The sequence below is a fragment of the Ruegeria sp. CDSB136 genome (assembly GCF_059610965.1).
The window spans coordinates 285,871-293,629 of record NZ_JBXWOP010000003.1 but is presented as its reverse complement, the minus strand read 5'-3'; the positions used below and the strand labels follow the sequence as shown (position 1 = coordinate 293,629).

Below are 7,759 nucleotides of genomic sequence, written 5' to 3'. Positions count from 1 at the left end.
GGGCGGAAAAACGCTTGATCAGGTGGCGCAGTCAGGCGACCTTAACGTCAGAACCCAGGCCACTTGGGGAATGTCGGCTCAGAAGAACAAAGGAGGTTTCTGCTAATGAAAGTGTCGTCTATTGGTCTTGTGGCTGCCTTTACAGTCGCTCTGACAACTGGTTTTGCGGATGCAAAAGATAACAAAGGCAAAGCAAAAGGTGCGGACAAATCCAAAGTCGAAAAGGCGATAAAATCCAATAATGGCGTCGCTGTTCCGCCCGGGCAGGTAAAGCGTTACACGCGAGGCCAAAAACTACCGAAAGATCTGCAATTCGACTACTTGGATGACCTTGATGGCTGGAAGTTGAAACCGTTACCTCCCGGTCAGAGATACGTCCGCGTGGATGACGAAATTTTGTCGATCTCGGACGACACACAAACCGTCATTGAGGCTGTGGGAATTGTCAGCGATTTGGTGAATTGAGCGATCAACCAACCAGTGAGCGAATTGCAGCCGAAAAAACCGTGGCACCAACCGGGATCAGCGCATCCGGGAAATCGTAGTCGGGATTGTGCAGTTGCGGGTGATCGGCCCCTGCCCCAAGCCAGAACATCGCCGTTTTCGCCGCTTTGCCGAACTGCCCAAAATCCTCAGAAAATTTCTGCGGCTCGGAAGTAATCTGATAGGCCACATTCCGAGACGCGCAGGCGTCGGAAAGGATTTTGACCGCCTCGGTGTCGTTCGTGCACGCCTCGAAGATGTCATCATAGGTGATTTCGACCTGCAGCCCTGCTTTGTTTGCCGCTCGTCCGACCAGCGTCTCGGCCTCTTCGACCAGATTTTTCATCCGCCCATCCGAAACGGTTCTTAAGGTCACCCAGATTTCCGCCTGCCCAGGAGCGACGCCAAAAGTCTGCTCGCCCAAGCTGGCATGCGTCACGGTTGTCAGGGCAAAATCATCTGTCAGCGGACCGCCTGTCCCCAACCCGGCCAGTTCCGGCAACAACCAAGCAAGCGCACCGATCGGCGAAATCCCGTCCTCGGGCGCGGCGGCATGTGAGGTTTTTCCCGTCAGAACCACCCGCATACCGCGCGAGGCGCAGTTCGCCGCGCGCTGGCAGATTTCGACATGACCCAGGTCAAGCCCGGGCAGATTGTGCAGCGAAAACACATAATCCGGGGAAAATTCAGAAAACCTGGAATCGGCCCGATAAGCGCCGGCACCTTTTCCCGTCTCTTCCGCGGGTTGAAAGATCAGAACCACACGACCGGATTTTGGCGGGTTATCTCTGAGGTCTTGGGCCACGCCCAGCACCATTGCCATATGGCCGTCATGCCCGCACAAATGACCTTTGCCCGCGACCCGCGAAACGTAAGGCGCGCTCGAAAGCTCCTGAATAGGAAGCCCGTCTAGTTCGCACCTGATTGCAACACAGGGCCCCGGATGGCCGCTGTCATATACTGCTGCTACGCCATGGCCGCCGATATCAGTCAGAACACGACCCGCACCAAGAGACCGCAGCAGGTCGGCAACCCGAGCGGCCGTTTTTTGTTCCTCACCGGACAGTTCCGGAAATTGATGCAATTCGTGTCGCAGCGCGGTCAGACGCGACAGGGTTTCAGGTTTCACCCTTGCTCCAGCTTCTTTTGGCGCGCGGCGCGCAGCTGTGCGAAGTCATCCCCAGCGTGGTACGAAGACCGCGTCAGCGGAGTGGCCGAAACCATCAGGAACCCTTTGCCATAAGCCGCCTTTTCGTATGAAGCGAATTCTTCGGGCGTGACAAACCGATCCACACCATGGTGTTTGGGCGTGGGTTGCAGGTATTGACCGATGGTCAGAAAGTCGATGTCGGCAGCACGCATGTCATCCATGACCTGCCGTACTTGCTGCTCGTCCTCCCCCAACCCGACCATGATGCCCGATTTGGTGAAGATCGAGGGATCCAGTTCCTTGACCCGTTGCAACAGACGCAATGAATGGAAGTACCGGGCACCAGGGCGCACTTCGGGATAAAGACCCGGGACCGTTTCCAGATTGTGGTTGAATACATCTGGCTTGGCCTCGACAACAACTTCCAGAACTCCCGGATCACACTTCAGAAAATCTGGTGTCAGAATCTCGATCGTCGTTTTGGGCGAACGATGGCGCACAGCCCGAATGGTCTGGGCGAAGTGATCCGCCCCGCCATCTTCAAGATCATCACGATCGACCGAGGTGATGACAACGTGGTTCAGTCCCAACTTCTCGACTGCATGTGCAACGCGCCCCGGTTCGAACACATCCAGAGTGTCCGGCCGTCCGGTTGCGATGTTGCAGAAGGTGCATCCGCGCGTGCAGATGTCACCCATGATCATCATGGTGGCGTGGCCCTGGCTCCAGCATTCGCCGACATTGGGACAACCGGCTTCTTCACACACCGTGACAAGGTTGTTGTCCCGCATGATCCGCCTGGTGTCGGCGTATCCTTTGCCACCCGGCGCCTTCACCCGAATCCACCTTGGCTTTTTCGGCTGAGCGTTGTCGGGGCGATGCGCTTTTTCAGGGTGGCGTTGTTCGGGAATCTTCAGATCACGCACGGCTCGGTATCCTGACTTTGGGTCAATTTTCTTTCCCTAACATAGTCCGCATGGCCGATCTACACCACAGGTGCATAGCCGCCATGCTGCCGATTGATGCAGGCGCAGCATCCTCTAATCGGATTTATGTTAAAACTTTCAATTCCAGTGGCTTCCGATGGCATCCGCCAACCGTGCAAATGCAGAATAACGGTCATTGATTGCGATTTAGAACTGTTTTAGATCACCCCTCAATCAGACTTGAATCACAGGAATACGACTATGAAAACCGGTGCAAAACTCCCTGACGTGACCTTCCACACCCGCATTCGCGACGAAGCCGTCGAGGGGCCAAACCCGTTCCGCTGGGAAGACAAAACCACGGCTGACTATTTTGCCGGCAAGCGCGTCATCCTGTTTTCGCTTCCGGGCGCATTTACGCCCACATGCTCGACCTACCAATTGCCTGGATTCGAAAACGGCCATGCCGACTTCGCCGCCCAAGGTATCGACGAGATTTACTGCATGTCTGTCAATGACAGCTTTGTCATGAATAAATGGGCACAGGATCAGGGCCTGAAAAACGTCAAGATCATCCCGGACGGTTCGGGTGAGTTCACGCGCAAAATGGGAATGCTGGTCGACAAGGACAATCTGGGCTTTGGCATGCGTTCGTGGCGCTATGCAGCCATTGTCAATAACGGTGTGGTCGAAGCGTGGTTCGAAGAGCCCGGCCTGATGGATAACTGCCCCGAGGACCCCTATGGCGTTTCGTCGCCCGAGACCCTGATGGCGCATCTGAGCGAAGCGAAAGAGCCAGCACTGGCCTAAGTCCGAAAGTTGAGAAGGCCCGCCCAAGTCGGGCCTTTTTCTTATTCGCGGGTCGCGGTCACGATCTCTTCGCCGACCTGTCTGATTACACCGGCCAGTTTGTCGAACCAGTCCTCTCCGGTTGTGGATTTTCGACGTACCAATCCCACGGTCCGTGCCGGTTGTGGTGCCCCGAACCGCATGAGTTGTAACCCCGGCACGGCCTCGGTTTCAGAACGGGCGGCCAGTTCGGGCATCAAAGTCAGGCCAAATCCCTCGGCCACCAGTCGCGACAGGGTCGCCAGAGAAGACGCGCCCATATTGATCAAACCGCTGCTTCTGTCCTGCCCACACACGTCCAACGCCTGATCCGTCAGACAATGGCCGTCTTCCAACAGCATCAGTTGCGCAGTCTGCAGATCGACAGGTCGCAGGGTTTCCGGATTATCCGCCAGTCTCTGTACGCGGGCCGCGCTGCCTGCCAGCAGAAACCTGTCCTCGAACATGGGCAGTTCAAACAATTCGCTACCGCCCGACGGAAGCGCCATCAGCCCAGCGTCAATTTCACCGCCCCGCAACATGTTCAGCAAGCGTTCGGTTCGGGCTTCGCGAATCTGAACGCGCAACGACACGTCTGCTGATCTCAGACCAGCCAGAACTCCGGGCAACAGATACGGTGCAATAGTCGGAATGATGCCGATCGACAGGGACCGGTGCCCGCCCGAGTGATCCCTTGCAAACTGATCCAGCCTGTCCGCAGCGCCAAGCACCTGGCGGGCGTGTTCAAGAACGTCCCGACCCAGCGGGGTCAGCAGGATGTCCCGGGCCTGACGTTCGAACAATGTACCGCCCAGTGTTTCCTCGAGCGTTTTGATCTGCACGGACAAAGCCGGCTGCGACACATGACAAATTTGTGCCGCACGCCCAAAGTTCCGCTGTTCTGCAACAGCCCTGAAATACTGCAACTGCCGGAGGGTGAAGTTCATAATCATTGATTATCACTTACCCCAACCAACGCAAGACTCTCATATCGCGTAGACTGCCGATCATCCGATCATGCGATTAACCCCAACCTGCGTTTCATAGTGGCGTTTGAGACGTTGCAGCGCGATGCGCAGCACGATCTTTCCTGACCGGGCAGACCATCCCATACGTTTTTCGGCCAATTCCAACCCTTCAAGGTAACAACAGCACCGCAACGCCACATCGCTCAAGCCCGGCCCCAGGTCCGACAGTGCCCGCGCGACGCGATCTCGTGCATCCGACGATCCGTTTCCAACTTGGGGGCTGTTTCCGAAAGAACCACGTCCACCGCCTGTCAGATACAGGTCCCAGTTCTGCGCCACTTTTGGTCCGATCTGGGCAAGTTCGAAGTCCTCGCGCAGACGCTCACCTGCGGCGACCAGTGTTTCGTCCAGGAAAAGCTTGCCGTCCCGATCGCGCCTGCGAGCCAGCGCGATTAACGGGCTTTCAGTGGCGCTATACCGGATTCGCCGGGCGCGCTCGGGCTGGAATGCAGTCGTGTTGCCCGAAGCCGAGTGCGCCTGAAACGACGCCTGCGCTTCGGCCATGCCAAGATCATTCCCGGCGCGGGCCTTGTTTTCCGCTTGGGCAATCAGACGGGTCAGAGCCGCCCGTCCCTGTGCCGTAATACGGTACCGTGAAATCCGACCCGGGTTGTCGCAGTTGATCCAGTCCTTCAGCGCAAGCGCCTGGGCGATCCGGCAATCAACTACTGCGGTCCGGGTGGCAGCGCTGTTGCCGGTATCGCGGACAACGACGGCCTTGTCCATTTCTTCGGCGACCGCCAGTACCGCTCCGGTTTCGCAAAGCCTGCGCAAAACCCTGAGAGCTTCGCGGGTGAACTCCTCATCCCGGGCGGCGGCCAACCCCTCGGGCGTTCCGTCTGAAACATCGGAACTGTAACCAGGGCTAACTTTGGCTTCAGAAAAATGTGTCTCGGCCAGAGACTGAAGCGCTGCGTCCACAAGGGGGTCATCCCGGCGCGTCTCGATCCGTCTGATCTGCCTTAGAATCGTCGAAGCATGGCACCCTGCTGTTCGCGCAATTTCTCGGATCGACCGGCCGGTTTCCGTGTGATCCAGATAACGTTACGCGCCTTCCGGCACCCATGCCGGAACAGTGAAAGCCATGTTGTTTTCCATAGTCATTTGTCCTCGCCGACAAGAAATTCTGTCTAAGATCACCCTCGGAATATGAGTTAACCAATTCTAACTAGGGTTTCTTTCGTTACTCGTTCGTTAACCCCTGAAGGCGAAAACCAGATTTGATTCAAATCTGATAAACACTCATGAAAGCAACGTGCGGCGCGAATATCAAAAAAGATTCTACTCGCTTAGGTTGTGACACAATCAGCCTCCCAAAATAAATGTTACGGAGCCCGAGAATGCAGGACCTGATGACAATGATCGCGACGCTACGCCGCCCGCGCCTGTTGACTCGCGCGGCCAACTTCGGGGCGCAGGAGTACAACCGTGACCGGCATCTCCAACGTATTCTGGGATACGGATCACTACCCGGAACCGGTGCGGCCCTTTTGCGATTGATGGATATGGAGAAGGAAATAGAGGCGCAACGACAGAGCTAAGACGCCGCCTATTCACTGGTACGGCATCTGGATCTGCTGATTGCGATTTCAGGCGAGGCGCAGCTGTATCAGGCCAGCCGCGCCGCGCAGTTTCAGTAATCTATCAGGTGAAGGCGTCCGGCATCGAGGCTTTCTTTTCCGCCACATAAGCATTCAGCGCTTCGTTGATTGCCGGGTCGAGTTGCGGCTGCTGGTAATTGGCCAGCAGGTGCTCGACCCGAGCCGAGGCCAGTTGCCTCGTGTCGCGCCCACCTTCGTCTTCCCAGGTCTCGTAGGGCTTGTAATCCAGCAGGTCAGACTTCCAGAACGCTTCTTTGAAGTTCGCCTGTGTGTGGGCACAGCCCAGATAGTGACCGCCGGGTCCAACTTCACGGATGGCTTCCATGGCTTGCGCGTTTTCGTCATAGGCAACGCCTTTGGCCAGGTGGTGAAGAACACCCAACTGGTCAGCGTCCATGACGAATTTTTCAAAGTCGGCAACCAGACCGCCTTCGAGCCAGCCACAGGAATGCAGCATGAAGTTCACACCGGCCATCAGCCCCATGTTCAGCGAATTCGACGTCTCATAAGCCGCCTGCGCATCCGGCAGTTTCGAGCCGCAGAATGAGCCGGCCGAGCGGTAGGGCAAGTTAAGCCGCCGCGCCAGCTGACCGGCACCATAGGTGATATGCGCGGCCTCCGGCGTACCAAAGGTTGGTGCACCCGAGTTCATGTCGATCGAAGTAACAAACGCGCCGAAGATCGCAGGTGCACCCGGGCGGATGATCTGGCTGTAGGCAACACCCGCCAGAACCTCGGCCAGAACCTGAGTCAGTGTGCCGGCTACCGAAACAGGCGCCATCGCGCCGCCTACGATGAAGGGCGAGATGATGCAGGCCTGGTTGTTTTTCGCGTAAACTTCAAGCGACCCCATCATCACATCGTCAAAGGTCATCGGCGAGTTGATGTTGGTCAGCGAGGTCATGACCGTGTTTTCCTGAACGAACTCTTTGCCGAACAGAATTTCACACATTTCTACCGAATCCTGCGCGCGGCTGGGATCAGTGACCGATCCCATGAACGGCTTGTCCGACAGGGTCATGTGCGCCATCAGCATATCCAGATGGCGTTTGTTGACCGGAATGTCGGTCGGCTCGCACACGGTGCCGCCCGAATGGTGCAGCCACTTGGACATATAGGCCAGCTTCACGAACTTGTTGAAGTCATCCATGGTCGCGTAGCGGCGGCCGCCCTGCGCGTCGCGCACAAACGGCGGGCCATAGACCGGGGCCAGAACCATATTTCGGCCGCCGATGACAACCGATTTTCCCGGGTCGCGCGCGTGTTGCGTGAACTGGCTGGGCGCGGTCTTGATCAGTTGGCGGGCCAGTCCGCGCGGGATGCGCACACGCTCGCCATCCACATCCGCACCGGCCTCTTTCCAGCGTTCCAGAGCGGCGGGATTGTCGACGAAGTTAACGCCGACCTCTTCCAGAATGGTCTCGGCGTTGGTCTCGATGATTTCCAACGCTTCTTCGTTGAGAATCTCGAAGTTGGGAATATTGCGCTCAATGTACTTGGCGGTTTCGATCCGAACCGCAGTGCGCTCTGCCCGGCGGGCGGCTCCGCCCCCACCGCGACTCCGGCGACGTGCTGATGCTTCAGCCATTTGCTTTCCCCATACTCAGGTAATTTCAGATTGTGTTCCTATTTATCGTGACAACTGTTCGGAACATTGGAAGATAACGGCCATTGGAACATAAAAGCGACATAGTTTGTGCCCCGGATCAACGTCAGCTTTCGGTAAATCGAACCGCTCGAAAG

The 7,759-nt window shown here is 57.0% G+C and carries 7 protein-coding genes and 1 pseudogene; 3 read left to right on the top strand and 5 right to left on the bottom strand.

What is annotated here, in order from left to right; genetic code table 11:
* The first annotated feature begins 105 nt into the window (after positions 1 to 105).
* A complete protein-coding gene (locus AC2FIR_RS05490) occupies positions 106 to 465 on the top strand; it encodes a hypothetical protein (protein WP_170616745.1) in 360 nt (119 codons plus the stop codon).
* Between the two features lie 4 nt (positions 466 to 469).
* Here the strand turns inward: AC2FIR_RS05490 and AC2FIR_RS05485 are convergent, their stop codons facing one another.
* Complete coding sequence (locus tag AC2FIR_RS05485; protein WP_496747298.1) at positions 470 to 1,612, bottom strand: amidohydrolase; 1,143 nt, start codon at positions 1,610 to 1,612, stop codon at positions 470 to 472.
* Positions 1,609 to 2,559: a lipoyl synthase gene (gene lipA, locus AC2FIR_RS05480; RefSeq protein WP_496747300.1), complete on the bottom strand. Its 951-nt coding sequence runs from the start codon at positions 2,557 to 2,559 to the stop codon at positions 1,609 to 1,611. The genes AC2FIR_RS05485 and lipA overlap by 4 nt, the downstream gene beginning before the upstream one ends.
* Before the next feature lie 261 nt (positions 2,560 to 2,820).
* Between lipA and AC2FIR_RS05475 the strand changes: the two genes are divergently transcribed.
* Positions 2,821 to 3,369 carry a peroxiredoxin gene (locus tag AC2FIR_RS05475; protein WP_496747301.1) on the top strand — a complete coding sequence of 183 codons (549 nt, stop codon included), beginning with the start codon at positions 2,821 to 2,823 and terminating at the stop codon, positions 3,367 to 3,369.
* A gap of 41 nt (positions 3,370 to 3,410) precedes the next feature.
* On the opposite strand, the gene AC2FIR_RS05470 is transcribed toward AC2FIR_RS05475, so the two are convergent.
* Together AC2FIR_RS05470 and AC2FIR_RS05465 are read right to left on the bottom strand one after the other, a co-directional pair.
* Positions 3,411 to 4,334: a hydrogen peroxide-inducible genes activator gene (locus AC2FIR_RS05470; protein WP_496747303.1), complete on the bottom strand. Its 924-nt coding sequence runs from the start codon at positions 4,332 to 4,334 to the stop codon at positions 3,411 to 3,413.
* 60 nt (positions 4,335 to 4,394) lie between these two features.
* Positions 4,395 to 5,336 (bottom strand): DUF6456 domain-containing protein, encoded by a 942-nt coding sequence (locus tag AC2FIR_RS05465; RefSeq protein ID WP_496747305.1) that lies wholly within the window; start codon positions 5,334 to 5,336, stop codon positions 4,395 to 4,397.
* 401 nt (positions 5,337 to 5,737) lie between these two features.
* Between AC2FIR_RS05465 and AC2FIR_RS05460 the strand changes: the two are divergent.
* Positions 5,738 to 6,055: pseudogene (locus AC2FIR_RS05460) on the top strand (DUF6477 family protein).
* Positions 6,056 to 6,059: 4 nt separating this feature from the next.
* Here AC2FIR_RS05460 and AC2FIR_RS05455 read toward each other — a convergent pair.
* Positions 6,060 to 7,604, bottom strand: coding sequence for a trimethylamine methyltransferase family protein (locus AC2FIR_RS05455; RefSeq protein WP_170616733.1), 1,545 nt, complete (start codon positions 7,602 to 7,604; stop codon positions 6,060 to 6,062).
* Positions 7,605 to 7,759: the final 155 nt, after the last annotated feature.

Excerpts from the sequence above, each read along its gene's own strand:
- AC2FIR_RS05455 (WP_170616733.1), bottom strand. The coding sequence starts at position 7,604 with ATGGCTGAAGCATCAGCACGTCGCCGGAGTCGCGGTGGGGGCGGAGCC.
- AC2FIR_RS05470 (WP_496747303.1), bottom strand. The coding sequence starts at position 4,334 with ATGAACTTCACCCTCCGGCAGTTGCAGTATTTCAGGGCTGTTGCAGAA.
- AC2FIR_RS05475 (WP_496747301.1), top strand. The coding sequence starts at position 2,821 with ATGAAAACCGGTGCAAAACTCCCTGACGTGACCTTCCACACCCGCATT.
- AC2FIR_RS05490 (WP_170616745.1), top strand. The coding sequence starts at position 106 with ATGAAAGTGTCGTCTATTGGTCTTGTGGCTGCCTTTACAGTCGCTCTG.